Origin of the sequence: Pseudomonas sp. NY15364, assembly GCF_048068235.1 — a bacterium.
GTDB lineage: Bacteria > Pseudomonadota > Gammaproteobacteria > Pseudomonadales > Pseudomonadaceae > Aquipseudomonas > Aquipseudomonas mendocina_D.
Genome location: NZ_JBLUPX010000021.1, coordinates 62,034 through 88,448 on the forward strand (window position 1 = coordinate 62,034; position 26,415 = coordinate 88,448).

23 protein-coding genes and 2 pseudogenes are annotated in these 26,415 nt (G+C 64.0%); 18 read left to right on the top strand and 7 right to left on the bottom strand.

Going from position 1 to position 26,415, the window contains the following annotated elements; all coding sequences use genetic code 11:
* Together mprF and ACNFCJ_RS17170 are read right to left on the bottom strand one after the other, a co-directional pair.
* Entirely contained in the window at positions 1–2,637 is a 2,637-nt protein-coding gene (mprF, locus tag ACNFCJ_RS17165) for a bifunctional lysylphosphatidylglycerol flippase/synthetase MprF (protein WP_416772620.1), read from the bottom strand.
* A 120-nt stretch (positions 2,638–2,757) separates the two neighbouring features.
* Complete coding sequence (locus ACNFCJ_RS17170) at positions 2,758–3,024, bottom strand: PilZ domain-containing protein (RefSeq protein WP_179575017.1); 267 nt, start codon at positions 3,022–3,024, stop codon at positions 2,758–2,760.
* A gap of 327 nt (positions 3,025–3,351) precedes the next feature.
* Here ACNFCJ_RS17170 and ACNFCJ_RS17175 point away from each other — a divergent pair, with 327 nt between their 5' ends.
* The 7 genes from ACNFCJ_RS17175 to ACNFCJ_RS17205 are packed head-to-tail and all read left to right on the top strand — an operon-like array spanning position 3,352 to position 10,847.
* Positions 3,352–4,371 carry a 3-oxoacyl-[acyl-carrier-protein] synthase III C-terminal domain-containing protein gene (locus ACNFCJ_RS17175; protein WP_416772622.1) on the top strand — a complete coding sequence of 340 codons (1,020 nt, stop codon included), beginning with the start codon at positions 3,352–3,354 and terminating at the stop codon, positions 4,369–4,371.
* Complete coding sequence (locus ACNFCJ_RS17180) at positions 4,368–5,366, top strand: NAD-dependent epimerase/dehydratase family protein (protein ID WP_416772624.1); 999 nt, start codon at positions 4,368–4,370, stop codon at positions 5,364–5,366. Before ACNFCJ_RS17175 ends, ACNFCJ_RS17180 begins: the two co-directional genes overlap by 4 nt.
* Positions 5,363–6,217 (top strand): MBL fold metallo-hydrolase, encoded by an 855-nt coding sequence (locus ACNFCJ_RS17185; protein WP_416772626.1) that lies wholly within the window; start codon positions 5,363–5,365, stop codon positions 6,215–6,217. The genes ACNFCJ_RS17180 and ACNFCJ_RS17185 overlap by 4 nt, the downstream gene beginning before the upstream one ends.
* Positions 6,204–7,559, top strand: coding sequence for a F390 synthetase-related protein (locus ACNFCJ_RS17190; RefSeq protein ID WP_416772627.1), 1,356 nt, complete (start codon positions 6,204–6,206; stop codon positions 7,557–7,559). Before ACNFCJ_RS17185 ends, ACNFCJ_RS17190 begins: the two co-directional genes overlap by 14 nt.
* Entirely contained in the window at positions 7,547–8,701 is a 1,155-nt protein-coding gene (locus ACNFCJ_RS17195; RefSeq protein WP_416772628.1) for an ATP-grasp domain-containing protein, read from the top strand. Before ACNFCJ_RS17190 ends, ACNFCJ_RS17195 begins: the two co-directional genes overlap by 13 nt.
* Positions 8,698–9,825: a GNAT family N-acetyltransferase gene (locus ACNFCJ_RS17200; protein WP_416772630.1), complete on the top strand. Its 1,128-nt coding sequence runs from the start codon at positions 8,698–8,700 to the stop codon at positions 9,823–9,825. Before ACNFCJ_RS17195 ends, ACNFCJ_RS17200 begins: the two co-directional genes overlap by 4 nt.
* Positions 9,822–10,847 (top strand): Rieske 2Fe-2S domain-containing protein, encoded by a 1,026-nt coding sequence (locus ACNFCJ_RS17205; protein WP_416772632.1) that lies wholly within the window; start codon positions 9,822–9,824, stop codon positions 10,845–10,847. Before ACNFCJ_RS17200 ends, ACNFCJ_RS17205 begins: the two co-directional genes overlap by 4 nt.
* Before the next feature lie 187 nt (positions 10,848–11,034).
* Here the strand turns inward: ACNFCJ_RS17205 and ACNFCJ_RS17210 are convergent, their stop codons facing one another.
* From ACNFCJ_RS17210 to ACNFCJ_RS17220, 3 genes are all read right to left on the bottom strand, one after another.
* A complete protein-coding gene (locus tag ACNFCJ_RS17210) occupies positions 11,035–11,922 on the bottom strand; it encodes a lysophospholipid acyltransferase (RefSeq protein WP_416772634.1) in 888 nt (295 codons plus the stop codon).
* A gap of 101 nt (positions 11,923–12,023) precedes the next feature.
* Positions 12,024–12,632 carry a pyridoxamine 5'-phosphate oxidase family protein gene (locus ACNFCJ_RS17215; protein ID WP_416772635.1) on the bottom strand — a complete coding sequence of 203 codons (609 nt, stop codon included), beginning with the start codon at positions 12,630–12,632 and terminating at the stop codon, positions 12,024–12,026.
* A complete protein-coding gene (locus tag ACNFCJ_RS17220) occupies positions 12,629–13,183 on the bottom strand; it encodes a DNA-3-methyladenine glycosylase I (RefSeq protein WP_416772636.1) in 555 nt (184 codons plus the stop codon). The genes ACNFCJ_RS17215 and ACNFCJ_RS17220 overlap by 4 nt, the downstream gene beginning before the upstream one ends.
* 171 nt (positions 13,184–13,354) lie before the next feature.
* Here ACNFCJ_RS17220 and glyQ point away from each other — a divergent pair, with 171 nt between their 5' ends.
* The 11 genes and pseudogenes from glyQ to ACNFCJ_RS17275 all read left to right on the top strand — a co-directional run bounded on the left by glyQ (position 13,355) and on the right by ACNFCJ_RS17275 (position 24,852).
* Positions 13,355–14,302, top strand: a complete 948-nt coding sequence (gene glyQ, locus ACNFCJ_RS17225) for a glycine--tRNA ligase subunit alpha (protein WP_179543435.1) — start codon at positions 13,355–13,357, stop codon at positions 14,300–14,302.
* On the top strand, positions 14,299–16,353 hold the full coding sequence (gene glyS / locus ACNFCJ_RS17230) for a glycine--tRNA ligase subunit beta (protein ID WP_416772638.1): 2,055 nt from the start codon (positions 14,299–14,301) through the stop codon (positions 16,351–16,353). Before glyQ ends, glyS begins: the two co-directional genes overlap by 4 nt.
* 80 nt (positions 16,354–16,433) lie before the next feature.
* On the top strand, positions 16,434–16,964 hold the full coding sequence (gmhB, locus tag ACNFCJ_RS17235; RefSeq protein WP_416772640.1) for a D-glycero-beta-D-manno-heptose 1,7-bisphosphate 7-phosphatase: 531 nt from the start codon (positions 16,434–16,436) through the stop codon (positions 16,962–16,964).
* Positions 16,965–16,977: 13 nt separating this feature from the next.
* Positions 16,978–17,745: a lysophospholipid acyltransferase family protein gene (locus tag ACNFCJ_RS17240; protein WP_416772642.1), complete on the top strand. Its 768-nt coding sequence runs from the start codon at positions 16,978–16,980 to the stop codon at positions 17,743–17,745.
* A gap of 245 nt (positions 17,746–17,990) precedes the next feature.
* Positions 17,991–18,596: a CDP-alcohol phosphatidyltransferase family protein gene (locus tag ACNFCJ_RS17245; RefSeq protein ID WP_416772643.1), complete on the top strand. Its 606-nt coding sequence runs from the start codon at positions 17,991–17,993 to the stop codon at positions 18,594–18,596.
* Between the two features lie 26 nt (positions 18,597–18,622).
* Positions 18,623–20,377: a bifunctional alpha/beta hydrolase/class I SAM-dependent methyltransferase gene (locus ACNFCJ_RS17250; protein WP_416772644.1), complete on the top strand. Its 1,755-nt coding sequence runs from the start codon at positions 18,623–18,625 to the stop codon at positions 20,375–20,377.
* A complete protein-coding gene (locus ACNFCJ_RS17255; RefSeq protein ID WP_416772645.1) occupies positions 20,377–21,714 on the top strand; it encodes a phosphatase PAP2/dual specificity phosphatase family protein in 1,338 nt (445 codons plus the stop codon). Before ACNFCJ_RS17250 ends, ACNFCJ_RS17255 begins: the two co-directional genes overlap by 1 nt.
* On the top strand, positions 21,704–22,138 hold the full coding sequence (locus ACNFCJ_RS17260; protein ID WP_416772646.1) for a hypothetical protein: 435 nt from the start codon (positions 21,704–21,706) through the stop codon (positions 22,136–22,138). Before ACNFCJ_RS17255 ends, ACNFCJ_RS17260 begins: the two co-directional genes overlap by 11 nt.
* 9 nt (positions 22,139–22,147) lie before the next feature.
* The gene (locus ACNFCJ_RS17265) at positions 22,148–22,771 is read left to right on the top strand and encodes a lysophospholipid acyltransferase family protein (RefSeq protein WP_416772648.1); all 624 of its coding nucleotides are present in this window, start codon (positions 22,148–22,150) and stop codon (positions 22,769–22,771) included.
* 1 nt (position 22,772) lies between these two features.
* Positions 22,773–23,705: a phosphatidate cytidylyltransferase gene (locus ACNFCJ_RS17270; RefSeq protein WP_074938678.1), complete on the top strand. Its 933-nt coding sequence runs from the start codon at positions 22,773–22,775 to the stop codon at positions 23,703–23,705.
* Positions 23,706–23,773: 68 nt separating this feature from the next.
* Positions 23,774–24,852: pseudogene (locus tag ACNFCJ_RS17275) on the top strand (diguanylate cyclase).
* Between the two features lie 681 nt (positions 24,853–25,533).
* Here ACNFCJ_RS17275 and ACNFCJ_RS17280 read toward each other — a convergent pair.
* Positions 25,534–26,043 (bottom strand): annotated as a pseudogene (locus ACNFCJ_RS17280) (DEAD/DEAH box helicase); the annotation flags it as partial.
* A gap of 31 nt (positions 26,044–26,074) precedes the next feature.
* The coding region (locus ACNFCJ_RS17285; RefSeq protein ID WP_416772649.1) for an IS66 family transposase at positions 26,075–26,415 on the bottom strand (341 nt) is incomplete at its 5' end.

The following is a 26,415-nucleotide window of genomic DNA, read 5'->3' on the forward strand; positions in this document are numbered from 1 at the left end:
TCAACGCCTCACCAGTCCACCCAGGCCGCCCGCGATCAACGTGGCGGTGTCGGCCAATGCCACCCAAGGGTCGAGCCCGGCCGGCACGGCCAGGTAACGCGGCTCCCACTGCGGCAGGAACTTGTCCTTGAAACGGCGCAGGCCCTGGAAGTTGTAGAAGTTCTCGCCACGGTCGAACACCAGCGCGCCGAGACGCAGCGGCAGCGGCGCACCCTTGCGCGTCTGCAGGCCGGCCAGCGGCACCATGCCGAGGCTGAAGCGCGCATAGCCTTCGCTCTGAAACTGCTGGATCAGGCCAAGCATGAGAAATTCCATGGTCGACTTCGCCGCATCCGGCAACACGCGCATCAGGTCGAGGCTGGCCACCGCGCGCGTTTCGCATTCCAGCAGGTTGGCGAAGGCCACCGCACGCCCCTCGAAACGCACCACCACGACACGAAAATACGCCAGGTATTCGGGGCTGAAACGGCCCAGGGAAAACCCCTTCTCGCGCACGTTCTTGCCCTCCAGCCAGGCATCGGAAATCGCCTGCAGCTCCTCCATCGGCACCTGACCGGGAGCGTGGAACTCCAGGCTCAGGCCGTCGCGCTGACCACGGTTCCAGGTGTAGCGCAGCGCCTTCATCTCCTTGCCGTTGCTGGCCAGGTCGAAGGTCTTCAGATCCACCAGCGCCTCTTCACCGAGCTTCAGCGCGGTCAGGCCGATATCGATATAGCCGGGCAGGTTCTCCGCGCGCACCTGATAGAACACCGGCCGCGCATGGTGGCGGTCGCACAGGTCGCGGAACTGCCAGATCAGCTCGGCACGCGCAGCCGGTGGACCGATCGGGTCGAACAGTGCCACCAGGCTGCGCCCACGACGGGCGTACATGAGGAAGGCTTCGCTATCGGGATGGAACAGCAGCGCCTTGTCGCCGCTAAGTGCCAGGCCACCCTCAGGCTGACGCGAGGCCTGGACGATGGCGCGAGCGCGCAGCAACGCGTCCCCGTCCGGCAGGCTGATGCTCGGCGGCGTAGCGCGCAGCAGCCAAGTCAGGCTGACCGCCAGCAACACCAGGGCACTGCCCAACGCAGCACGCAGACCGCGCGGGGCATTGGCATCCAGCTCGAACTGCCACCACAGCTGATGGCTGTAGGCGACATCCTGATAAGCGAACAACAGTAGCCAGACCGAAGCGCCGATCACCCCGGCCGTAGCCGCCAGTACCAGGCCGGAGGCAGGCACGTCCATCAACCGGCTACGTCGGTAAAACTCACGGCGAAACAGCGCCAGCAAACCGGCGATGGCGGCCAGGGCCAAAGCCTCCGGCCAGTCGAAACCTTTGAGCAGTGACAACACCACGCCCAGGCAGAGCAGCACCAGGGTCAGTGCCCAGGCCGCCGACAGGCGCCGGCGCAGCCCTTGCGCCAACAGCAGGCAAAGCGTGCCGACCAGGCTGGCCGCCAGGTGCGAGGCCGCCACAAGTTGCGGCGGCATGAGGAAACCCAACGCCTCCAAGCGTTCGTCCATGGTCGGCGTCACCCCGGAGAACAACAGCACCGCGCCAGCGCAGAACACCAGCAGCGCCAGCAGGGGTACCGCCATACCACTGGCCATGCGCGCCACCTGCCGCGGGAACCACAGACGACGCGCCTCGGCGGCCAGCAGCAGGAGCCCAGCCGCCACCAGCGGCAAAATCACGTAGAGCAGGCGATAGAGAAGCATGGCCGCTACCAGCCCGGCCGGGTCGATACGCGAGGAAAAGGCCGCCAGCAGCACCGCCTCGAACACCCCGACACCGCCCGGCACATGGCTGAGCACGCCAGCTGCCAGTGCCAGCATGTAGATCAACACGAAGGAGGAGAAAGGCGGCGCCTCGGGCAGCAGCAGATACAGCACGCTGGCAGCGATCAGTACGTCGAGACTGCTGATCAACAGCTGCGTCAGGCTCATGCGCAAACCGGGCAGACGCAGACTGAAGCGGCCCAGATCGATTTGCCAGCAGCCAGGCGCGGGGCGCTCGGCCAGGCGTTTCCGGCTAACCAGCAGCCCCACCACCAGTGCCGCGAGCAGTATCGCAACGGCGAACACTGCCAGCACAGGCTCGGACAGGCGCAGCGCAGCCGAGGCATCCGCGAGATCGAACAGAGCCGCCAATGCCGCGAGAATCGGCAGGCTGACACCCAACGAAAGGCTGGCGAACAGGCTCATGCGCGCCACATCGCCCGCGCTCAGCCCATTGCGCCCGTATAGGCGATAGCGCACCGAACCACCGGACAATGCCGACAGGCCCACGGCATTGCCGATGGCAAAAGCGCAGAAACCGCCCAGCGCCAGAGTCGACGGCGGTAACTGAACGTTGGCGTAACGACTGGCCGACCACTCGTAGGCGAGCATCACCGCAAAACCCAGCACGGTGGCCAGCAGAGCACCAAGCAGTGCCTGCGACGGCACAGCGGCCAGCGATTCGCGCACCTGATCCGGGTTGATTTCACGCACCAGATGCCAGCAGGCGACCAGCGCCAGGCCGAACAACAGCAGCGAAAGGCCGAGGCCGATCAGGTGTCGGTTGCGTTGCAGCCAGCCGGATTGGGGAGAGGGAGGAAGATCTGGCGCGCCTGCGCTTTCAGCGGGAAGTTCGGGTACCGCTCGACTCATGTCGAAAACGCCTCTGATGGACGCCACCTCGGAGTGAGGCCTAGATCAGAGTGTAGATGTAACAAAATGTTCCGCAGCTTCGAAACATTCCTGACGCAGGTCCGGATTGTCTGGCGCGGTTCAGGCCTCGCCGAGAAAACGCAAGCCCGCCCCTTCAGCATCCACGCGCATCACTTCCATCTTCAATACCGGCGCAGGGAAAGGCAGATCCTGTACCTGGCCGATCACTTCGGTGCCGACCGACAAGCTGACCATGTCCGGGTGCTTCACGTAAACACCGCTATCGGACAGGTCACGAGTCTGCGCCAGCAGCTCGCCGAAGCTGGGGTGGCTGATCTTGATCCGGCACTTCATCGGGGTACGCACCTGCTGGCGCTGGTTCGGCATGACGGCTCCATAAATGGACGAGCAATGTCGCCTTTAATAGCGCATTAGTGCGCAAGCGCCCAGCATGTGGCGGAAAAAAGGTGCCAATCGGTTACCAAAATCCTTCTGAGGCGCACGCCGCGTTATGGCCTACCCGCCACCTGTGAGCAGCGCTGAGCAATCGCTCACCGACACGCCTGTAAACGAAGGCAATACCGCTGTAGAGAGCGCCGAAAAGGGCGCCATGGCGCACGAAAATACGCTGTTGCCTAACTTGCATGGTAGGCGTAAACGCCTCGCTGGTTCATCATGCAGGGCTATCACCGATGCCTGAACAATGGATTGTGCATGCTGATCGACTCTTTACCGCGCCGCGCCCTGACACTTCTCGGTAGCGGCCATGCCCTGCCAAAGCGGCGCCTGACAAGCTGCGACATCGACCATTCGCTCGGTCTACCCAATGGCAGTGTCGAGCGCATCAGTGGCGTACGTAGCCGCGCCGTAGCCGCCGCCGAAGATAGCGCCGCCGGCCTTGCCGCACAGGCCGCGCAACAGGCACTACAAGCCGCTGGCCTGACTGCCGACCAGCTCGACTGCGTGATCGCCGCCAGCGGCACCATGGATCAGGGCATGCCTTGCAACGCAGCGCTCATCCACCGCGAGCTTGGTCTCGGTTCTAGCGGTATCCCGGCCTTCGACATCAATGCCAGTTGCCTGGGTTTTATCGCCGCTCTGGATCAGATTTCCTGGGCACTGGTTGCCGGCCGTTATCGTCGGGTGCTGCTGGTCTGCGCCGATATCGCGTCCTGCGGGCTCGACTGGCAGCAGTTGCACAGTGCCGCGATCTTCGGTGACGGCGCCGCCGCTGCGGTGCTTGGGCGCGACGCCGATGGGCTACGCCTGAATATCCTCGCTGCACAGCTACGCACCTATTCCGAAGGCGCCACACTCTGCCAGATTGCCGCGGGCGGCTCGCGTCACCACCCTTCGCGCGGCGACGAGAACTTCGCCGCCCTGAGTCGTTTCGCCATGCAGGGCAAAGCGGTTTTCCGCCTGGCCTCGACCCATCTGCCGGGATTTCTGCAGTCCCTGCTCGACGAAGCGGGTTTGCAGCAGGCACAGATCGACCGCGTGATTCCACACCAGGCCAGCCATCTGGCGATGGAGCACCTGCGCAAGCGGCTGGGCTTTGCGACCGAGCAGGTGATCGACATCTTTGCCGAGTACGGCAATCAGGTCGCCGCTTCGCTGCCGACCGCCCTCGATATCGGCCTGCGCGACGGGCGCATCCGCTCCGGTCAGCGCGTGCTGCTGCTCGGCACGGGTGCCGGGCTTTCGCTCGGCGGCATGCTGCTGGAGCTGGAATGAAGATTCTGCTCACCGGCGGTACCGGCTTCGTTGGCCGGCATATCGCCTGGCGTCTGGCCGCAGAGGGTTGCGAGGTGGTGTTCAGCGGTCGTAGCCAAGACGCTGCCGACGAAGTACTGCGCCACGCTCCGGCCGCGATGCGTTTTCTACCTATCGAGCACGGCACTCCACAGGCACGTGCAGCGCTGGCAGAGGCGGCCCGGGGCGCCGATGCTCTGGTGCATTGCGCGGCGCTATCGGCGCCTTGGGGCAGCGCCGAGGCATTTCAGCGCGCCAATGTCGCCTCGACCGAAGAGGTGATTCATGCCTGCCGTACGCATGGCGTCGAGCGCCTGATGCATCTGTCGACCCCGAGTCTGTACTTCGACTTCCAGGATCGTATCGGCGTGCGCGAGAGCGACCCTTTGCCGCCACCGGTGAACCGCTATGCGCAAACCAAGGGCATGGCCGAGGTGCTGCTGCGCAAAGCCGATGTCGCGCAAACTGTGGTGCTGCGTCCGCGCGCCGTATTCGGCCCGTGGGACGCCACGCTGATGCCACGCATGCTGCGCGTAATGCGCCGTGGCGCGATCCCGCTGATGCGCGGCGGGCGGGCCGAACTCGATCTGACCTATATCGACAATCTGGTCGATGCCATCTGGCTCGGCCTGACCCAGCCGTTGCCGCGTCGTTACAACCTGTACAACGTCAGCAACGCTGAACCGATCCGCCTTGATCATCTGCTGGAGCGCGTCGCCACGGCGTTCGCGTTGCCGCTGCGCACTCGCCGGCTGCCCTGGCCACTGGTGTCCGGCGTCGCCCGTCTGCTTGAAACTGGTGCGCATCTGCGCAATGGCGAGGAACCGCTGCTGACCCGCTACAGCGCTGGCGTACTCGCCTTCAGCCAGACCCTGGATACCTCGGTGATCCGCCGCGAGCTGGGCTGGCGGCCCACCATCGATCTCGAAGAAGGCATTCGCCGCCACGCGGCCTGGTGGCTGGAGCGCAATCAATGAGTACGGCGGTCGAAGTCGACTGGCTACGGGTCGGCAGTTGCCGCCACCTGGCCTGCATGGCCGCGCGCGGAGCAGGGTTGCAACAGGTGGATTTCCCGTCGTACTGCGCCCTGCTGCGCCACCCGACACGCGGCTGGATGCTCTACGACACCGGCTATGCGCCGCACTTTCTCAAGGCCACCGCCGACTTTCCCGAACGCCTCTACGGCAGCCTGTTACCAGTGAATCTCCCTGCCGAAGAGTGCTTGTCGGCGCAGCTCGCCGCGCGAGGTATCCGCTGCGAGGAGATCACCGCGGTGATCATCTCGCACTATCACGGCGACCACGTTGCCGGCTTGCGCGACTTTCCGCAGGCGCGCTTCATCGCCCTGCGCGCCGAGAGCGAGCATGTGCTGGCGCTACGCGGCAAACGCTGGCGGGCAACGTTGCAGGGACGCCTGCCGGGCCTGCTACCGGACGACTTTCCCGCGCGTCTGGAACAGGCTGACAATTACCCACAGCGGTCACTGCCAGCATGGATGGCGCCATTCACAAATGGCTTCGACCTGTTCGGCGATGGCAACCTGCTCGGCGTCGCGCTGCCCGGCCATAGCCACGGCCAACTCGGTCTGTGCATCCCCGATGCCAGTAGCGGACCGCTGCTGCTGGTGGCGGACGCCTGCTATTCGCTTCCCGCCTGTCGTGAAGGTCGCCTGCCACCGGCGCCGACGCAATGGTTCAGTAATAGTGGCGTTCGAGCCTATCGCAAGACCTTCGCCGCCGTCGGCGAACTGGCCCGGCGCGAACCCTCGCTGTTGATCCTGCCATCGCACTGCGAAGTGGCCGCGGAGGTCTTTCATGCACGGCCTTGAACGGCTGCGCAGCGTGCTACGCGTTGCCGGCAGTTTTATCCACAGCCGTTGGCGGCTGCGCTTCTCCGACCGACGCCGCCTGGAGGTCTGGCAAGCGCGCCAACTACAGCATTTTCTACGTGAAACTGCGCCACAGGCGCCGCGCCTGCGCGCCTTTCGCGGCCAGCCGCTGGAGTACTGGCCGGAGATGGACAAGGCGCTGTTGATGAATGAATTCAGCGCCTGCAACAGCCGGGATATCGAGCTGCAGGCTGCTCTGGATGTTGCGCTGCAAGCAGAGCATTCGCGGGATTTCAGCCCGCTGTTAGGCGAACTGACCGTCGGCCTTTCCAGCGGCACATCCGGTCATCGCGGGGTCTTTCTGGTCGGCCGTGAGGAACGCGAACGCTGGGCCGGCACCCTGCTGGCGCGCACCTTGCCGACACGCTTGCTCGGTCACTTGCTGCCATGGCGAGAGCCACTGCGCATAGCCTTCTTCCTGCGCGCCAACAGCCGGCTGTACACCACGCTGTCCAGCCGACGGATCGATTTCGCCTTTCATGACCTGCTGCTTGGCCTGGACGCCGCATTGGGCGAGCTCGAACGTCAGCAACCGCATGTATTAGTGGCGCCAGCCACGGTGCTGCGCGCTCTGGCCGACGCGCATCTGGCCGGGCGCCTGCACATCGCCCCAGAGCATCTGGTATCGGTCGCCGAAGTCCTTGAGGAAGAAGACGCGCAGCGCATCGAGCACGCCTTCGGCCGCCGCCCGGCGCAGATCTACCAGGCCAGCGAAGGCTTTCTCGGCTACAGCTGCGAGCGTGGCAACCTGCACCTGAACGAAACCCACCTGCTGATCGAACCCGAATGGCTGGACCAGGAGCAGCGCCGCTTCCAGCCGCTGATCACCGACTTCTCGCGTACCACGCAGATCATCGTTCGCTATCGCCTCAACGACATTCTGCAACTGGCGCCGACACCGTGCCCCTGCGGCCGCGCCGAACGCACCTTAGCGGCCATCGAAGGCCGTGCCGATGAAGTCTTCTGGCTGCCGGCGCTGGATGGCAGCGGCCTGCGTCCGCTCTATCCCGACCTGCTACGCCGTGCTGTCGCCACTGCAGCTGCGCAACTGGAGCAGTGGCGTATTTGCCAGGATGGCATGGACTGGCATCTGCAACTGCAGGCAGAAGAGCGGGTAGCGGCAGAAGCCGCCTTGCGCGAAGCGCTGGCGACATTCTTTCAACAGCAGCAGGTACAACCCGCAACGCTGCACATCAGCGACTGGCTGCCAGATACACCCGGTGCCAAGCGCCGCCGCCTGCTGCTGCAACGTAAACCTGAGGGAGCGCCATGCACGTTCTGATCCTCGGCGCGCGTGCGCCGGCTTGCCTGGAATGGGCACGGGCCTTCGCCGCCAACGGCTGGACAGTCAGCGTCGGCGACTCGCTGGCCTGGCCGCTGGCTCGCTCAAGCAGGGCGGTAGACCACTTCATCCGCCTGCCGGAACCCCGCAGCAACCCGCAAGCCTGGATCGAGGCATTGGCCGAGCGCATCCGCCAGGACGCTATCGATCTGATCGTGCCGACCTGCGAGGAAGTCTTCTACCTGGCCCATGGCTTGCCACAACTGACACCGCTGTGCCGGGTGCTGACCAGCGATTTCGAACTGCTGCACCGCCTGCATCACAAGGGGCGTTTCGCCGAGATGACCCGTGGCTGGCAGGTGGAAGCGCCTGAGACACGTCTGCTGCAGGGGCACGAAGACTGTCTCGCCCTCGCCGGAGAGAGTCGCAACTGGGTGTACAAACCGGCGTATTCGCGCTTCGCCTCACGCACCCTGATTCGCCCGGATGCGCGCGCGGTCGAGGCGTTACGTCCAACCCCTGAGCAGCCCTGGGTGGCGCAGCGCTTCATCGCCGGCGACGAACACTGCAGCTTCAGCCTGCTGGTAAACGGCCAATTACGCGCGCATGCCTGCTACCGCCCGCTGTATCGTGTCGGGCGTGGCTCCGGCATCTACTTCCAGCCCGTACAGCCTGCTGCCGTGCGGACTTTTATCGAGGCGTTCGGCCAGGCCACCGGCTACAGCGGCCAGGTCGGTTTCGACTTCATCGCCGACGCCGACGGGCGCTTCCACGTCCTCGAATGCAACCCACGCGCAACCAGCGGCATCCACCTGTTCGACGACCAGCCCACCGCGCTGGTGAACGTCCTGAACAACGCCTGCGAGCCACTTCTGTCCAGCCCGTCGCCACGCATGGTGGCGTTGGCGATGCTGCTGATCGGCGCGCCACGCCATCTCGCCAGCCGCGCTTTCTGGAGCGACTATCGCGCGGCGCGCGACGTGATCCTGCGTGACGGCGACCTCGGCCCGCTGGCAGCCCAGTTGCTAGGCGTCGGCGAGATCGCCATGCGCGCACTGCTGCGCCGGCGCGGCCTGCTGGCGGCCTCGACCGCGGATATCGAATGGGACGGCCAGCCGCTCGATGGAGCGCCGAACCCATGAAGCTGTTGGCTGCCGACGATCCGCAACTGGCACAACTCGACAGCGCTGCGGTGCGTTACGTACGCGAGCATGCCGAACGCGGAATCGGCAACCTGCTCTGCGAACTGCAGTTGCTCGATCTGGGCCAGTGGCAGATGCCGGTATCGATCAACCACGGTGGCGAGCAGGCCGACAACTGCTATGTGGTCTCACCACTGACCGCCTACAGCGGCTATGCCCGTGACGAGTTGCGGCGCCTGCCCAGTCGGCTGCTGGCAAACCTGCTGAAGCCGCTGGTCGCTGGCGTCGAGTATCTGCTCCGCAGCGCCCGTATCGATCGCATCGTGCAGGTCAACAACTGGCTGCTGTCGACCAATCTGTATCCCTCGGACTGGCAAGGCCAAGGTCTGGATGAGTTGACGGCGCACCTGCGCCAGCGTTTTCCCACGCATGTTTTCGGTTTTCGCTCACTCAACCCGGTGAGCAACGGCGCATTGCTGAAACGCCTTGATGCGCTCGGCTATCTCGCCGTGCCGAGCCGCCAGGTGTATCTGTTCGATGGCAGCGATGGCGCCGACAGCGCTTATCTGCGTCACCACAATTGTCGGCTCGATGCCTCGCTGCTGCGGCGCAGCGGTTACCGGATCGAGACGGGCGAAACCCTGGTGGACGGGGAGTTCGAGCGCGTCGAAGCGCTCTACAACCTGCTCTATCTGGACAAATACAGCACCCTGAACCCGCACTACAGCGCCGCCTGGCTGGAACAGGGCCTGCGTGATGGCTGGCTCGAACTGCGCGTGCTGCGCGCGGCCTGCGGGCGCATTGATGGGGTCGCCGGCTGGTTCGCCAGCGACAGCGTGCTCAGCGCGCCCATCGTCGGCTATGACACCGCGCTGCCACAGCGTGCCGGGCTCTACCGCCAATTGACCCGGCTGTGCCTGGAGGAGGCGGCCAAACGCTGCATGCTGCTCAACTTCAGCTCCGGTGCTGCGCACTTCAAGCGTCTGCGCGGTGGCCAGCCACAGATCGAATACAGCATGGTGCATATCGCCCATCTGCCGCTGCGCCAGCGCCTGGTCTGGCGCACCCTGGCCGCGCTCCTGCAGGGGCTGGGTGTGCCGCTGATGAGGAAACTGAAACTATGAACCCGACTGACCAGCCACTGGCGTACTGGTGGCCACTGGCGACAAGCCAGCAGCTCGGCACCCGCCAACCGCTGGCGCGCGTGCTCCACGGCCGGCCGCTGGTCCTGTTTCGCGAGAGTGACGGTAGTCCCGCAGCATTGCCGGATCGCTGCCCACATCGCTTCGCGCCGCTTAGCGCCGGCTGCGTGCGCGACGGCGTAGTCGAATGCCCCTATCACGGCTGGCGTTTCGACGGTGCCGGACAGTGCACCCGTGCCCCGGGCAGCCTCGATGAAGGCAGCAGCGCCGCTCTGCTGCAACCGCTGCAGACGCTGGAGTCCCATGGTCTTATATGGGTACGCGACGCCACGCTGCCTGCACCAACATTGCCTTGTAGCGCCACGCAGGAAGGACTGGATCTGTTCTGGATGCACGACAAGGTGCGTTGCAGCCTGCAAGAAGCGGCGGAGAACTTCCTTGACGCCTTCCATACGCACTTCGTGCACGCCGGCTGGATTCGCCGCGACAGCAAGCGCCAGCGAGTGATCGCCGATATCCGCGCACTGGAAGATGGGGTCGAAGCACGTTACAGCGAGGAGAGCCTACAAACCGGGCTGATCTCGCGGCTGTTCGAAGGCAGTCGCGGCGAGAGCTTCGGCCGCTTCCGCTTGCCGGGGCTGGCGGAAATCGAATACCGCGACGCTCGCGGCCGGCTCTCGCTGCTGATCAGCGCCTGGCTCGTTCCCGCCGAAACCGGTCATCTGCAGGTAATCGCTCGTATCGCCAGCCGCCGCGGCTGGCTACCCGGCTGGCTGAAACGCCTGCTGATGCGGCCGCTATTCGGCGTAGTACTGCGCCAGGACAAGCGCATCCTGGAGGCTGTCAGCGCTAATCATCAACGCTTCGTAGACTGCGCTGACCAATGGGGGCCCGTGCAGATGCTCGACGGCCGCCAGGATCTGCTCGGCCCCTCGATTCGCCAGTTACTGCTGGAGGGGCAGTTGGACGGCTTCGCGGCCCGGCGACTGGAGCTGGAACTCTAGCAAGCCGTTGAAAAACGTAGGCGAGGCAGGCAAGACAAGGCAAAAACGGCCGAAAAAGCGCAGTTTACGTGCTGTAAATGAGCATTTTGAGGCCGTTTTTAACGCAGTATTGCCAACGCAGGTAGTTTTTCAACAGCCTGCTAGAACCTGGCCGCGACCGCATCAGCAAGAGATGGGCGAAACAGCTTCAGTACCACTTGGCCTCACCATCCGGGCGTTTCTTGAAGCGCTTCATGCTCCACATGTACTGGCTCGGGTAGTTGCGCACGTAACGCGACACCACTTCGCTCATCGCCGCCACGCCTTCTTCGACGTTCTCGCTGTACATCCCTTCGGGGGCCGCCTCGAGGATCACCTTGTAGCCGCTGCCATCCGGCAGGCGCAGCGCATGCAGGAACACACCGACCGCCTTGCCACCAGTGAGCATGTTCGGCACGAACTTGCTGGTCAGCGCGGTGGTACCGAGAAAGGGCACGAACACGCCCGACGAACGGCTCGGCTCCGGGTCGGCCGGGATACCCACGGCGCCGCCTTTGCGCACTTCCTTGATGACGCTGAGGATGCCTTCCTTGGTCGACGGTGCGACACGGTTGCCCATCTGCACGCGCTGCTGCTGCAGCAGTTCGTCAACCGCCTTGAGCTTCGGCGGGCGATAAAAAATGATCGGTTTGCACTGGTTGCAGTAGAAATGGTTGAGCACTTCCCAGTTGCCCAGGTGGCTGGTGATACCGACCACGCCCTTGCCCGAGGCCAACGCCTGTTGCAGTACTTCCAGGCCTTCGACTTCACGCACCAGCTTGAGCGATTTCTGCGCTGGCCAGATCCAGGCACAGGCGCTTTCGGTCAGGGTCTTGCCGATGTCCTTGAGGCTCTGCCCGACTAGCTTTTCGCGCTCGGCCTCGCTCAGCTCCGGGAAGCACTTGGCCAGGTTGATGCGCACCACGTCGCGCGAGCTGTTCGGCAGCTTCCACATCAGCCAGCCGATGGCATTGCCCAAGGCCTGCACGGCGCGCCAGGGCAGTAGTGCGAACAGACGCAGGAACCCGACCACCAGGGCGCCCTTGAGTTTTTCCACGAGAGACTCCAAGCGTTTCTGCAAAGCGCCCAGTTTAACAGGACGTTCAAAACCGTTGGTGAGGCAGGCAAGACAAGGCGTGACGACCAGGGCCAGCTAAGTCAGTAAAGACTCGTCCGCAGCCGCTGTTGCAGATCGCGCTCGTAGGCCTCGACGTCGAATTCCTCATAGATGCAGCGGAAGATATCGCCCGCGCTCGGCAGGCTGGCGCGTTCGACCTGACGCGAGGCATCCCACAGGCCCGAGCGCAGCGCCGCCTTGGAACACTGGAAGTAGCAGGTATCGATATGGATGCGCAGCACGCTGCGCGGCAGCTTGCCCTGGGCACGGCCCAGTTCCAGAAGCTCGGGGTCGAGGGAGATTTCGGCACGGCCGTTGACCCGCAGACTCTCGCCCACGCCCGGAATCAGGAACAGCAGCGCCACCTGCGGGTTGAGCACGATATTGCGCAGGCTGTCGATGCGGTTGTTGCCGGGGCGATCCGGCAGCAGCAGGGTCTGGTCGTCGAGAATCTGCACGAAGCCCGGCGCATCACCACGCGGCGAGCAATCCAGGCCATCCGGGCCAACGCTCGCCAACACCACGAAGGGCGAGGCTTCGATCAGCGCGCGATAGGGCTCGATAAGCCGCGGCAACTCCTTGCGCCGCGAGCGCTCGTGGCTTTCGCCGTACAGCGCCTGCAATTCATCCAGCGTGGTGATGGTGGTCATGAGCCCTTCAGTTGCGCATAGCGGTCGCAGTCGGTGGTGTGGTCCATCACCATACCCGTGGCCTGCATGAAGGCATAGCAGATGGTCGGCCCGACGAAGGTGAAACCGGCCTTTTTCAGCGCCTTGCTCATGGCCTCAGCCTCAGGCGTCACCGCCAGCATCTGGCTACGGTCGCTGAAGTGGTTGATCTTCGGCACGCCGCCAACGAACGACCAGAGCAGCGTTACCGGGTCGTCCAGCTTCAGCCAGGCCTGGGCGTTCTGCCGCACGGCCTTGAGCTTGAGGCGGTTGCGGATGATCCCTGGATCCTGCATCAGCGCCTCGATTTCCTCATCGCTCAAACGCGCCAGACGTTCTGGATCGAACCCGTGCAGCACCTGGCGATAACGCTCGCGCTTCTTCAGCACGGTGATCCACGACAGGCCGGCCTGCGCGCCCTCGAGCAGCAGCATCTCGAACAGATGACTGGCATCGCGCTGCGGCACGCCCCATTCCTCGTCGTGATAGGCCTGGTACAGCGGATCGTCGGTACACCAGAAGCAGCGGGGCATGGCGGTAGGCCTCGGTCGGGGTCGAAGCGACGACTATAGCGGCAAAATAACTGGATATAAATACAGCCACATACGACTTGAATGATGCCGATGTGCCGTACCCTGCGGCCTGCGCCGAGTTTCGATATACTCACCGGCTTTCCCTCGCAAGCCTCCACAGGTGATTTTTTCGTGAGCCAGACCAAGCCTGCCGTGCGCACCTTCCAGGACCTGATCCTGGCCCTGCAGAACTACTGGGCCGAGCAGGGCTGCGTGGTGCTGCAACCCTACGACATGGAAGTGGGCGCCGGCACCTTCCACACCGCCACCTTCCTGCGCGCCATCGGCCCGGAGACCTGGAACGCCGCCTACGTGCAGCCTTCGCGTCGTCCCACCGACGGCCGCTATGGCGAAAACCCCAACCGCCTGCAGCACTACTACCAGTTCCAGGTGGTCTTGAAGCCCAACCCGGAGAACTTCCAGGAGCTGTACCTGGGTTCGCTGAGGGCCATCGGCCTCGATCCGGAAGTGCATGACATCCGCTTCGTCGAAGACAACTGGGAATCGCCGACTCTCGGCGCCTGGGGTCTGGGCTGGGAAATCTGGCTCAACGGCATGGAAGTCACCCAGTTCACCTACTTCCAGCAGGTCGGTGGCATCGAGTGCTACCCGGTGACCGGCGAGATCACCTACGGCCTGGAGCGCCTGGCCATGTACCTGCAGGGCGTCGACTCGGTCTACGACCTGATCTGGACCGACGGCCCGTTCGGCACCGTGACCTACGGCGACGTGTTCCACCAGAACGAGGTGGAGCAGTCCACCTACAACTTCGAGCACGCCAACGTCGAGAAGCTGTTCGAGTTGTTCGACTTCTACGAGAGCGAAGCCAACCGCCTGATCGAGTTGGAGCTGCCGCTGCCCACCTACGAAATGGTGCTCAAGGCCTCGCACACCTTCAACCTGCTCGACGCCCGCCGCGCCATCTCGGTGACCGCGCGTCAGCAGTACATCCTGCGCGTGCGCACCCTGGCCCGTGCGGTAGCGCAGAGCTACCTGCAGGCGCGCGCCAAGCTCGGCTTCCCCATGGCCACCCCCGAACTGCGTGACGAAGTACTGGCCAAGCTGGAGGCGCAAGCATGAGTGCGAAAGATTTCCTGGTCGAACTGGGCACCGAAGAACTGCCACCGAAAGCGCTGAAAAGCCTCGGTGACGCCTTCCTCGCCGGTATCGAGAAAGGCCTCAAGGGCGCCGGCTTGGGCTACACCGCCAGCCGCGTGTATGCAGCGCCGCGCCGCCTGGCGGTGCTGATCGAGCAGCTCGAAGAGCAGCAGGCCGACCGCAGCATGAACCTCGACGGCCCGCCCATCCAGGCTGCCTTCGATGCCGACGGCAACCCGACCCAGGCTGCCCTGGGCTTCGCCCGCAAGTGCGGCGTGGACATCGCCGAGATCGACCGCAGCGGGGCGAAACTGCGCTTCGCCCAGCACATCCCTGGTCAGCCGGCGGTGAACCTGCTGCCGACCATCGTGCAGGACTCGCTGAACGACCTGCCGATTCCCAAGCGTATGCGCTGGGCCGCACGCCGCGACGAATTCGTGCGCCCGACCCAGTGGCTGGTGATGCTGTTCGGTGACGCCGTGGTCGACTGCGAGATCCTTGCGCAAAAAGCCGGTCGCGTCTCCCGCGGCCACCGCTTCCACGCCAACCACGATGTGCGCATCAGCAGCCCGGCCAGCTACGCCGAAGACCTGCACAGCGCCTACGTGCTGGCGGATTTCGCCGAGCGCCGCGAGATCATCAGCCGCCGCGTCGACGAACTGGCCGCCGCCGAGAACGGCACCGCCATCGTGCCGCCGGCGCTGCTGGATGAAGTCACCGCCCTGGTCGAATGGCCGGTGCCGCTGGTCTGCTCGTTCGAGGAACGCTTCCTCGAGGTGCCGCAGGAGGCGCTGATCAGCACCATGCAGGACAACCAGAAGTACTTCTGCCTGCTCGATGCGAACGGCAAGCTGCTGCCACGCTTCATCACCGTGGCCAACGTCGAGTCCAAGGACCCGGCGCAGATCGTCTCCGGCAACGAGAAAGTCGTGCGTCCGCGCCTGACCGACGCCGAGTTCTTCTTCAAGCAGGACAAGAAGCAGAAGCTCGAAGACTTCAACCAGCGCCTGGCCAACGTGGTGTTCCAGGCCCAGCTGGGTTCGGTATTCGACAAGGCCCAGCGCGTATCGGCGCTCGCCGGTTTCATCGCCCGCGAAGTCGGTGGCGACGCCCAGCGCGCCGCCCGCGCCGGTCTGCTGTCCAAATGCGACCTGGCCACCGAGATGGTTGGTGAATTCCCCGAGATGCAGGGCATCGCCGGCTACTACTACGCGCTCAACGACGGTGAGCCGCAGGACGTCGCCCTGGCCCTGAACGAGCAGTACATGCCGCGCGGTGCCGGTGCCGAACTGCCGAGCACCCTCACCGGCGCTGCCGTGGCCGTGGCCGACAAGCTCGATACCCTGGTCGGCATCTTCGGCATCGGCATGCTGCCGACCGGCTCGAAGGACCCGTACGCCCTGCGTCGCGCCGCCCTCGGTGTGCTGCGCATCCTGATCGAAAAGGGCCTGGATCTGGACCTGGCCACTGCGGTCGACTTCGCCGTCGCCCAGTATGCCGGCAAGATCAAGAGCGACGGTCTGGCAGCTCAGGTGCTGGAGTTCATCTTCGACCGTCTGCGTGCGCGCTACGAAGACGAAGGCATCGAAGTCGCCGTGTACCAGGCCGTGCGTGCGGTGAATCCGACCTCGCCGCTGGACTTCGACCAGCGCGTGCAGGCCGTGCAGGCCTTCCGCAAGCTGCCGCAAGCCGCTGCCCTGGCCGCCGCCAACAAGCGCGTATCGAACCTGCTGAGCAAAGCCGAGGGTGGCGTCGCCGCCCAGGTCGAGGCGCACTACTTCGACAACCCCAGCGAGTTCGCCCTGCACGCCGCCATCCAGCAGGCCGACCATGCGGTACAACCGCTGGCCGCTGCGCGTCAGTACAGTGAGGCCCTGGCCAAGCTGGCCAGCCTGCGCGAGCCGGTGGACGCCTTCTTCGAGGCGGTGCTGGTTAATGCCGAGGACGCCAAGGTGCGCGCCAACCGGTACGCCTTGCTGGCCCGCCTGCGCGGGCTGTTCCTCGGTGTGGCGGACATCTCGGTACTGGGCTAAGGCCTTCGTAGGAGCAAGCTCCGCGCGCGAAAGCGTTCGCGAGCAGAGCTCGCTCCTACGGCAGACTCTGAAACGACTGAATGAAACTACTGATCCTCGACCGCGACGGTGTCATCAACCAAGACTCCGACGCCTATATCAAGACACTCGACGAGTGGATTCCGATCCCCTCGTCGATCACCGCCATCGCACGCCTGTCGAAGGCGGGCTGGACGGTGGCCGTGGCCACCAACCAGTCCGGTATCGCCCGTGGCTATTACGACCTGGCGACCCTGGAGTCGATGCACGCGCGCCTGCGCCAGCTGGTGGCGGAGCAGGGCGGTGAGGTCGGTCTGATCGTGCATTGCCCGCATGGGCCGGATGACGGCTGCGACTGCCGCAAACCGAAACCGGGCATGCTCGAGCAGATCGCTGCGCACTACGCCGCGGAACTGGCAGGAATCTGGTTCGTCGGCGATACCAGCGGTGACCTGCAGGCCGCGCTGGCCGTCGATTGTCAGCCTGTGCTGGTGAAAACCGGCAAGGGCGAGCGAACCCTGGCCAAGCCTCTGCCGCCAGGAACCCTGGTATTCGATGATCTGGCGGCTGTCGCCGATCAACTGCTCTCATAAGGTGTGAAGGTTCATGGCGCTAGTGCAGGCATTCAGAGTCACGCTTTTCTACCTGCTGCTGTCGTCCAGCTCGTTCTTCTGGTGCCTGATCAGCCTGGTGGTCGCACCGCTGCTGCCGTTCCGCCAGCGCTACCGCTTCGTCGTACAGGCCTGGTGCAACTGCGCCGTGTGGCTGGCCAAGGTGATCGTCGGTATCCGCTATGAAGTGCGCGGTGTAGAGAACATTCCCGAGCGCCCCTGCGTGATCCTCGCCAACCACCAGAGCACCTGGGAAACCTTCTTCCTCTGCGGCTTCTTCGAGCCACTGTCGCAGGTGGTCAAGCGCGAGCTGCTGCGCGTACCGTTCTTCGGTTGGGGCATGGCCCTGCTCAAGCCCATCGCCATCGACCGCAGCAACCCCAAAGCCGCGCTCAAGCAGCTGGCCAAGCAGGGCGATGAGCGCCTCAAGCAGGGCGCCTGGGTACTGGTGTTCCCCGAAGGCACGCGGATTCCGCCGGGCCAGATCGGCAAGTTCTCCCGCGGCGGTACCGCCCTGGCGGTGAATACCGGCCTGCCGGTGCTGCCCATCGCGCACAACGCCGGCGAGTTCTGGCCCAAGGTCGGTTGGTCCAAGCGCTCGGGAACGGTTCAGGTGATCATCGGCGCACCGATGTACGCCGAAGGCGAGGGCCCGCGTGCCATCGCCGAGCTCAACGAGCGCACCTTCCAGTGGGTACGCCAGCAACAGACCGAACTGCGCGGCGAAGAGCCGCAACTGAGCCGGCTAGGCGAAACCGTCTGATCTGTGGATAAGCTGTGCGTCAAATGCAAGAAAAGCGCCATCATCGCTCGTATCTGACTGATTTTCCTGGCGAATCCACTGCGCTAGGAAAATCCCGTAACAGGGTATAAGTTGTGGCTCACGCCTGACTGCTATTGGCCTTCCGGCGGCTACATGCCGCCGATAAATCCGCCTCTACCACGACGGGTTCACAGTCTTGCCCGCGGCAATGGCCGAAGATGGGACACGAAAGGGAATTCGCTGCCATGCCGTCGATCTACCAACTCAAACCGGCTTTCCAGAACCTGCTGCGCCCAGGCGTCGAACGCCTGCATGCCCGTGGCGTCACCGCCAACCAGGTGACCCTGGCCGCGGCCGTGGTCTCCGTGCTGCTCGGCGCCCTGCTCGCTGCATTCAGCCACATCACCTGGCTATTCGCCTTGATCCCCCTGTGGATGCTGCTGCGCATGGCCTTGAATGCCGTCGACGGCATGCTCGCGCGCGAATTCGGTCAGCAGTCGAAGCTCGGCGCCTACCTCAACGAACTCTGCGACGTGATCGCCGACAGTGCCCTGTATCTGCCCTTCGCACTTCAGGCAGGCGTCTCGCCACTGCTGGTGATCGTTGTTGTGCTGCTGGCGGTGATCAGCGAATACGCTGGCGTACTCGGGCCCATGGTCGGCGCCTCCCGGCGCTACGACGGGCCGATGGGCAAGAGCGACCGCGCCTTCTGCTTCGGCGTGATCGGCGCTGGCGTCGCCACTGGCCTGCTGCCAGCCTTGTGGATCAATCTTTTGCTGGGCCTGATCCTCGCCCTGTTGCTCTACACCCTCTACAACCGCGTTCGCCATGGCCTGGCCGAAGTGGCCTGAGCTGTCCTACGGAATAAGGAGATTCCATGCGCCCCGTACAACTGCACACGTTCAGTACCCATGATGGCGTCGAGCTGAGCTACCGCCACTGGCCGGCGACGACGCCTGCCGATGGCCCACGCCAGGCCGTGGTGCTGTTTCATCGCGGCCACGAGCATGGCGGGCGCATGGCCCACCTGGTGGACGAGCTGGATCTGCCGCAATGCGACTTCTTCGCCTGGGATGCCCGTGGCCATGGTCTGTCGCCCGGTGCACGCGGCGACAGCCCGAGCTTCGCCACCAGCGTGCGTGACGTGCAGACCTTCATCGAGCACATCGGCAGCCAGCACGCCATCGCCGAAGAAGATCTGGCCGTGCTGGCGCAGAGCGTCGGCGCGGTGATCATCTCCACCTGGGCCCACGACTACGCACCCAAGGTGCGCTGCCTGGTGCTCGCCTCCCCGGCGTTCAAGGTCAAGCTCTACGTGCCCTTCGCCCGCCCCGGGTTGAAGCTGATGCACGCCTGGCGCGGCAACTTCTTCGTCAACAGTTACGTGAAGGCGAGGTTCCTCAGCCACGATCCCGAGCGTATCGCCTCCTTCGAGAACGACTCGCTGATCGCCCGGCCGATCTCGGTAACCATGCTGCTCGGCCTGTACGAAGCAGCCGACCGAGTCGTCGCCGACGCCCAGGCGATCCAGGTGCCAACCCAGCTGCTGATCTCCGGCGCCGACTTCGTCGTCCATCGCAAGCCGCAGGAAGACTTCTTCGAGCGCCTCGGCAGCCTGCGCAAGGAAAAACACCTGCTGCCCGGCTTCTTCCACGACACCCTGGGTGAACGCGACCGCGCCCACGCGCTGAGCCGCGCGCGGCGCTTTATCCTGCGCAACTTCGAGGAGCCGCTGGCACATCCCTCGCTGCTCGATGCTGATCGCCTGGGCGCCACCTGTGCCGAAGCCGAAGAGCTGGCCGCACCGCTGCCAAAAAACTCGCTGCGCGACCTCTACTGGCGTGCCACCCGTGCCGGCATGCGCCTGGCCAGCACGCTTTCGGCCGGGGTAAAACTGGGCTTCGACACCGGCTTCGATTCCGGCAGTACGCTCGATTACGTCTACCGCAACCAACCGACCGGCAAGGGCGCACTGGGCCGACTGATCGACCAGAACTACCTGGACTCCATCGGCTGGCGCGGCATTCGTCAGCGCAAACTGCACGCCGAAGAGCTGCTGCGCCTGGCCATGAGCAAACTGCGTGAGGCGAACAGGGCGGTGCGCATCGTCGATATCGCCGCCGGCCACGGTCGCTACATCCTCGAATCGCTGGAAGGCCAGGAGCAGCGCCCCGACGCGATCCTGCTGCGTGACTACAGCGACATCAATGTGCGTGACGGCAATGCGCTGATCGAGCAGAAGGGCCTGGGCGACATCGCCCGCTTCGTCAAAGGCGATGCCTTCGACCGTGACGATCTCGCCGCGCTGGATCCCAAGCCGACCCTGGCGGTGGTCTCCGGCCTGTACGAACTGTTCGGTAGCAACCAGATGGTCGGTGATTCGCTGGCCGGCCTGGCAGCGGCGGTCGAGGAGGGCGGTTACCTGGTCTACACCGGCCAGCCCTGGCACCCGCAACTGGAGCTGATCGCCCGTGCTCTGACCAGCCACCGCGATGGCCAGGCCTGGGTCATGCGCCGGCGCAGCCAGGCGGAGATGGATCAGTTGGTCGAGGCTGCAGGCTTTCGCAAGGTGGCCCAGCGCATCGACCAATGGGGCATCTTCAGCGTGTCCCTGGCGCAACGGGTGAAGTGATGGACAGCGCGCGCGAACAGGGATTGTGGAAGCGCGGCGTACTCTGGCTGCTGGTGCTCGGCCCGCTGTTCTTCACCAGCTACGGCTTCGCCAACTGGTTCACTGGGCTGCGCGATGACGTCGGTAGCCTGGTCTTCACCTGGGAGCAGCAGATCCCGCTCTGGCCCTGGACCATCGTGCCGTACTGGTCGATCGACCTGCTCTACGGTCTGTCCTTCCTGTTACCGGCCTGCCGCCGCGAGATGGATCGCCACGCCCTGCGCCTGCTCGCCGCGCAAGTCATCTGCGTGGCCTGCTTCCTGCTCTGGCCGCTGCGCTTCACATTCGAGCGGCCGCCTCTGGACGGCACCTTCGGCCTGATGTTCGACGTGTTGATGGGCTTCGACAAACCCTTCAACCAGGCGCCTTCGCTGCATATCACCCTGCTGGTGATCATCTGGGCGATGTTCGCCAATCACACCCGCGGGCTGTTCTGGCGCGGCTTGCTGCACGGGTGGATGGCGCTGATCGGCATCTCGGTGCTGACCACCTGGCAACACCACTTCATCGACGTGCCCACCGGGGCGCTGGCCGGCTTCTTCTGCCTGTGGCTGCTACCGTTGCAGGGCGCTACGCCGCTGAAGCAGATACGCCTGGCCAGCGATCCGCGCCGTTGGCGCCTGGCTCTGCGCTACGGGCTTGGCGCAACGCTATGCGCCGTGCTGGCCGTCAAGCTGAGCGGCGCCTGGCTTTGGCTGTTCTGGCCGGCGGTTGCCCTGGCGATGGTCGCGCTCAACTACCTGCTATTTGGCGCTGCCGGCTTCCAGAAGCAAGCCGACGGCCACCTCAGTCCGGCCGCTACGGTATTGCTCGCACCCTATCTGCTCGGTGCCTGGATCAACTCGCGGCTGTGGACCTATCGCCGGCCAAAGCCCAGCCAGGTGGTCGAGGGCATCCATCTTGGTCGACTCCCTGCGCCGCACGATCTCGAAGGGTTTGCCAGCCAGGTTGACCTCTGCGCCGAACTGCCGCTGCAACGCACGCCGCCAGCCTATTGCAGCCTGCCGTCACTGGACCTGGTAGCGCCCGATGCGCTGACCTGCCAACGCGCCGCCGAGGCCATCGAACGTCTGCGTCATCATGGGCCGCTACTGGTGTGCTGCGCCCTGGGTTATTCGCGCAGTGCCACTGCCGTGGCAGCCTGGCTACTGCACAGTGGCCGCTGCCAAAACGTCGAGGCCGCCGTAGAGCTGATCCGCCAGGCTCGGCCACAGGTCGTGCTCGGCCCGCAGCATCTGGCCGCGCTGCAATCCATGGTCGATGCACAACCGGGGCTGGAGGTCGCTCATGCAGGCTGATCTGTTGCTGGTCGCGGCACTGTTGCGACGTGGGCGCAGCCTCGATCATTGCTCCAGCGCGCTGAGCCTGGTCGCCGTGGTCTTTGGCCTGGCGCCTTGGCTTGGCGCCCCCGCGAGCCTGATGTTGGCGCTGATCTGCGCGTCGCTGCTGATCGCCGGCCTGGCCGAAAAATACTGGGCGTTGCGCGTGGCGCTGGATGCCGAACTGTTTCAGCGCCTGGCCGAATCCGGCGAACAGCTCGACTGCCAGACTCACGCCCTGGATCAGGCCCTACAAAATCTGGGCCTGCAGAATGCGCAGCAGGCTGGCCGCAGCTGGAGCCTTCGTTCTCAGGGCGCACTTGGCCTGCTGCGCAAACAGGCGCTGTGTCTGCTGCTACAGATCGTCATCGTAGTACTCGGGTTCTTCATCGTTTTCGCTTAAGGAGTCGCCATGCTCGCTGCATTGACCGCTTTCGCCATCACCTCGGCGGCTCGCCTGCTGACCGGTGCCCGAGCCCTGTGGCTCGGCAGCACCGCGCAGGCGACGCAACGTCTGTACTACGCCAACCACAGCAGCCATGGCGATTTCGTCCTGCTCTGGGCGTCGCTGCCACCGGAGCTGCGCAAGCGCACCCGGCCGGTGGCCGGCGCCGACTACTGGCAGAAGCCAGGGGTGCGCAGCTTTCTGATCAACAAGGTGTTCAACGGTGTACTGGTTGACCGCGAGCGCAAGGAGGAAGGGGCCAACCCGCTGCAGGCGATGCTCGATGCGCTGGACGGTGGCGACTCGCTGATCATCTTCCCCGAGGGCACGCGCAACCTCGGCGATGAGCCGTTGCTGCCGTTCAAGAGCGGCCTTTATCACTTGGCTCAGGCGCGGCCGGACGTGGAGCTGGTGCCAGTGTGGATAGCCAACCTCAACCGGGTGATGCCCAAGGGCAGGGCGCTGCCGCTGCCGCTACTGTGCACCCTGAGCTTCGGTGCGGCACTGGAGCCCATCGAGGGGGAGGGCAAAGATGCCTTCCTGGAACGCGCACGTAACGCCCTGCTGGCACTAGCACCCGAGGAGGCCTGAGATGGATAACAACACTTTGCTGCTGTTCGCCGGTATCGGTGCTCTGCTGTTGCTGGCCAGCCTGGTCGGCTTCGTCCTCAAGCGGCGCAGTGGCGATCAGCCCAACCCGGTGATCGACAACCTCAACGCGCGGATCAATGCCTGGTGGGTGATGGTGCTGGTAATCGGCATCGCCTTCCTGTTCGGCAACGTCGGCGTCGTCGTGCTGTTCTACTTCGTGTCCTTCTATGCGCTGCGCGAGTTCATGACCCTGACGCCGACCCGGCGCAGCGACTACCCGGCACTGGTAGCTGCCTTCTACTTCGCCCTGCCGATGCAATACCTGCTGATCGCCCTGGGCTGGTACGGCCTGTTCGCCATCTTCATCCCAGTCTACCTGTTCCTGCTGCTGCCGATCCTCGCCTCGCTGGGCGGCGATACCACGCGCTATCTGGAGCGCGCGGCCAAGGTGCAGTGGGGGTTGATGATCGCCGTGTACTGCATCTCTTCGGTACCGGCGCTGCTGACCCTGGACATTCCCGGCTACGAGGGGCGCAATCTGCTGCTGATAGCCTGGCTGATCATCGTCGTGCAGCTCTCCGACGTGCTGCAGTACGTCTGCGGCAAGCTGGCCGGCAAACACAAGATCGCGCCGAATCTCTCGCCCTCGAAAACCGTGGAAGGCTTTGTCGGTGGCGTAGCCCTGGCCACGCTGATCGGCGCCATGCTGTGCTGGATCACGCCGTTCGCCTTCTGGCAGGCCGCACTGTTCGCCCTGCTGGTATGCATCCTCGGCTTCGCCGGCGGCCTGGTGATGTCGGCGATCAAGCGCGACCGCGGGGTGAAGGACTGGGGCCACATGATAGAAGGCCACGGCGGTATGCTCGACCGCCTGGACTCGGTGTGTTTCGCCGCACCGGTGTTCTTCCACATGGTGCGCTACTGGTGGGCCTGATCGAACACCAGCAATGCGGCATGGGATTGCACTAGAGTTAAGCAATCCCCAGGAACCAGAAGGCCGATATGGTCGCCCATACCCAGACACTGTTCGGAGCCGTCGCGCTGGTCGCCGTGATCATGGGCAGCTGTCTGATCTTGGTTGGCCAACTGCGTCATCGCGACGGCATGCTCACCACAGGGCTGGGCATGCTCTCCCATGCACTGGCCTACATCGGCTTTACCCTGTTCGGGCTGGCCTCGATGTGGCTGACCTATGTGCTGGCCAACACCTTGCTGTCCACAGCGCTGGCGTTCTATACCGTCAGCCTGCCGCTGATCCATGGCCGCCGCCCGCCATGGCGGCTGGCCTTCGCTTTCCCGCTGCTATTGGGCGCTTTGCTCAGCCTGCTGATCCACACCGAAGAACCCTGCCAATTGGTGGCCTGCCTGCTGCTGTTCACTCAATGCCTGGTGATCCTGCGTTTGAGCCGTCTCCATGCCGTGCAGGGTGGGCGCGCCCATCGCATCCTGATGATCGGCGCAGGCATCAGCCTGTTCGGCCTGGGCATTCGTTTGGTGGTCATCCTCAGCGGTGCTCCGGCAGAGATGCACTACGACGTCAGCAATCTGAAGCAGACGGTATCGGTCGCCCTCGGCGCCGCCACCATCATCATGTTCTCCTTTGGCCTGGTGCTGCTGTCGCGCGAGCGCATCGAATCGGAGCTGCGCCAGACCGCCCTGCGCGACACGCTTACCCCGCTGTCCATCGCCATGCTCGATCTGGATCACTTCAAACAGATCAACGACAGCCACGGAACCTGGTCGGCGATGACGTGCTCAGGCACTGCGCGGATCATCTTCAGCAGCGCCTGCGGCGTAACGACAGCATCGGCCGCTATGGTGGCGAGGAGTTTCTGCTGATTCTGCCCGGCACCGACGCCAGCGGCGCGCTGGAGCTGGTCGATCAGCTCCGCCAATCCCTGACCCAGCACCCGGCGCAGGTCGACGACAAGACCATCGCCTTGAGCTTTAGCGCCGGAGTTTACGGCAGCACCAGCCCCGTCGCCGAGGACATCACCGGCATGCTGCTCAAGGCCGACACCGCGCTCTATCGCGCCAAGCATGCCGGGCGTAATACGCAGGTCCTGGCTACGGCGGACTGAGGGAAGGGCTCGGATTACTGGTGATTTCTGGAAGGCTAACAGCTCTCTTCTGGAAGACCTGAGTCATGCCCTGCTAAGGCGTTCAGCGTCGCCAGACTTTTCTGCAGGCAACAAAAAACCCGCCGAAGCGGGTTTTTTAAGACCTTCCGACATCCTGTCGTTTGCCGTCCTGGCGCGGTCTGTCTTCCATGACTCGGGACATCCAGTTCCCGGTAGGTGTGCGTAGATTAGCCATGCCTCACATGAAAGGGGAGAGGCCCTCTGCTCGTTGCCGTGTAAGCTTTTTGCTACAGAGGCTGAAATGAGAACCCCGGCACACAGGCCGGGGTTTGTTTGACTCTACTTCAGCAGCACAAGCGCTGTCGACGGGCGATAAACCTGTCATTCGCTACTCTATATAAATCAAATACTTACGGTAGAATTGGGCGCAATTATTGGCATGATTGAGCCACATTAAGTGTCATTTTCTGTAGAAATGACCACTATTAATGTCATTTTCCTCAAGCACCTGAAACTAGCTGCCATCGGCACTACATTTCAGTCATACAACCTACCGGCCTAAGGGCTTGGTTGGATTAACAAGCTGTCAATGCGGCTCAGATTACGGCGAATCCACCGCATAGGAAACAGCCACTTTCCACCTCCGACGGACGGAAAGCTTGGTGGCTGTCTGAGGACTCATTAACCCTTTGCCAGCAGCTCCATTGAGCTGGACGAATCAGAAAATCGATAGCCCATTGCCTTGTAACCCGCTTGGCGTTTGCTCCACATACGCAGCAAAGCAGGATGCCCGGCATCGATGAAGTCGATGATGCGCACATCCGCCTTACTCGCATGTTCCCGATGCAGGCGGCCCGCATACTGCTGGAGAGTGCCCTTCCAGGAAACCGGCATGGCCAGTACCAAGGTATCCAGTGCCGGGTGGTCAAAACCCTCTCCAACCAATTTCCCGGTTGCTAGGATCACACGCGGGGCATCTGCTGGCAGTGCTTCCAGTTCGCCAATTAGCGCAGCGCGTTGCTTCTTGGACATCCGCCCATGCAGCGTGAATAGGTTCTCGACCCGACCGACCAACTGCTCCTCAATAGCGTTGAGGTGATCCGTTCGCTCAGTCAGCACCAGGATCTTCCGGCCTTGGTCAAAAACGTCTCCAACCTCAGCAACAATCTTGGCTGTTCGTTCGTAACCGCTCCATAAACCCCGTCCTAGCGGACGGTTTTTTTCAGGAAGCAGAGGCAGAAGCTGGCGAGCAGTTCCACGGCAGCAGCGCTTCGTAATCCTCGACGCTACTGGCGGTCGGCAGGCGTTCAAGGATGTGGCGCAACCAGGCGTAAGGCTCTTGCCCGTTGGCTTTGGCAGTTTCGATCAGGCTGTAGATCTGCGCGCTGGCGGTAGCACCCTTGGGCGTGTCGCTGAACAGCCAGTTCTTGCGGCCGATGACGAAGGGACGGATGGCGTTCTCGGCGCGGTTGTTGTCGATCGGTAGATGCCCGCCTTCGATGTAGCGCACCAGCCTGCTCCAGTTGCTGGCCAAGTAGTTTACCGCCTTGCCCAGGGCCGTCT

Excerpts from the sequence above, each read along its gene's own strand:
- mprF (WP_416772620.1), bottom strand. The coding sequence starts at position 2,637 with ATGAGTCGAGCGGTACCCGAACTTCCCGCTGAAAGCGCAGGCGCGCCA.
- ACNFCJ_RS17170 (WP_179575017.1), bottom strand. The coding sequence starts at position 3,024 with ATGCCGAACCAGCGCCAGCAGGTGCGTACCCCGATGAAGTGCCGGATC.
- ACNFCJ_RS17175 (WP_416772622.1), top strand. The coding sequence starts at position 3,352 with ATGCTGATCGACTCTTTACCGCGCCGCGCCCTGACACTTCTCGGTAGC.
- ACNFCJ_RS17180 (WP_416772624.1), top strand. The coding sequence starts at position 4,368 with ATGAAGATTCTGCTCACCGGCGGTACCGGCTTCGTTGGCCGGCATATC.
- ACNFCJ_RS17185 (WP_416772626.1), top strand. The coding sequence starts at position 5,363 with ATGAGTACGGCGGTCGAAGTCGACTGGCTACGGGTCGGCAGTTGCCGC.
- ACNFCJ_RS17190 (WP_416772627.1), top strand. The coding sequence starts at position 6,204 with ATGCACGGCCTTGAACGGCTGCGCAGCGTGCTACGCGTTGCCGGCAGT.
- ACNFCJ_RS17195 (WP_416772628.1), top strand. The coding sequence starts at position 7,547 with ATGCACGTTCTGATCCTCGGCGCGCGTGCGCCGGCTTGCCTGGAATGG.
- ACNFCJ_RS17200 (WP_416772630.1), top strand. The coding sequence starts at position 8,698 with ATGAAGCTGTTGGCTGCCGACGATCCGCAACTGGCACAACTCGACAGC.
- ACNFCJ_RS17205 (WP_416772632.1), top strand. The coding sequence starts at position 9,822 with ATGAACCCGACTGACCAGCCACTGGCGTACTGGTGGCCACTGGCGACA.
- ACNFCJ_RS17215 (WP_416772635.1), bottom strand. The coding sequence starts at position 12,632 with ATGACCACCATCACCACGCTGGATGAATTGCAGGCGCTGTACGGCGAA.
- ACNFCJ_RS17220 (WP_416772636.1), bottom strand. The coding sequence starts at position 13,183 with ATGCCCCGCTGCTTCTGGTGTACCGACGATCCGCTGTACCAGGCCTAT.
- glyS (WP_416772638.1), top strand. The coding sequence starts at position 14,299 with ATGAGTGCGAAAGATTTCCTGGTCGAACTGGGCACCGAAGAACTGCCA.
- gmhB (WP_416772640.1), top strand. The coding sequence starts at position 16,434 with ATGAAACTACTGATCCTCGACCGCGACGGTGTCATCAACCAAGACTCC.
- ACNFCJ_RS17240 (WP_416772642.1), top strand. The coding sequence starts at position 16,978 with ATGGCGCTAGTGCAGGCATTCAGAGTCACGCTTTTCTACCTGCTGCTG.
- ACNFCJ_RS17245 (WP_416772643.1), top strand. The coding sequence starts at position 17,991 with ATGCCGTCGATCTACCAACTCAAACCGGCTTTCCAGAACCTGCTGCGC.
- ACNFCJ_RS17250 (WP_416772644.1), top strand. The coding sequence starts at position 18,623 with ATGCGCCCCGTACAACTGCACACGTTCAGTACCCATGATGGCGTCGAG.
- ACNFCJ_RS17255 (WP_416772645.1), top strand. The coding sequence starts at position 20,377 with ATGGACAGCGCGCGCGAACAGGGATTGTGGAAGCGCGGCGTACTCTGG.
- ACNFCJ_RS17260 (WP_416772646.1), top strand. The coding sequence starts at position 21,704 with ATGCAGGCTGATCTGTTGCTGGTCGCGGCACTGTTGCGACGTGGGCGC.
- ACNFCJ_RS17265 (WP_416772648.1), top strand. The coding sequence starts at position 22,148 with ATGCTCGCTGCATTGACCGCTTTCGCCATCACCTCGGCGGCTCGCCTG.
- ACNFCJ_RS17270 (WP_074938678.1), top strand. The coding sequence starts at position 22,773 with ATGGATAACAACACTTTGCTGCTGTTCGCCGGTATCGGTGCTCTGCTG.